The 359-nt window shown below is 58.5% G+C and carries 1 protein-coding gene; it reads left to right on the plus strand.

The window, feature by feature from the left end:
- Positions 1-16: 16 nt before the first annotated feature.
- On the plus strand, positions 17-359 hold a 343-nt coding region (locus AMD30_RS24900; protein ID WP_231632851.1), incomplete at its 3' end, for a hypothetical protein.

Genomic DNA, 359 nt, shown 5'->3' on the forward strand with positions numbered 1-359 from the left:
CGTTCTAGCCACCGTTATGGCATTCACCGAACGAATCCAGTCGGGCCTTCGGGACATTGCAACACCGCAGCAACGACGTTTGATAGACGCACATATGCGATACCGCCACGAGAATGTTTCGGTCGTCACCCTCGACCGCGAGATCATGATCACCGACGACGGTTTTCGCACACCAACTGCCCGACCGACCGACAATCTGGGCGGCCTGCTACGTCACGTAACGAGGCCATTCGCCGCATCGAGTGACGACGATCACGCCATGTTAATGTTAACTAGCCGCAATTTCCCGCTTGCCGAATACGACATGGGGCCGAGGATGATGCCGGCCGGCGCGGGAGGACGACTCGGGCGCCATCTTT

The organism is Gordonia sp. HS-NH1, assembly GCF_001418765.1.
Taxonomy (GTDB): Bacteria; Actinomycetota; Actinomycetes; order Mycobacteriales; family Mycobacteriaceae; genus Gordonia.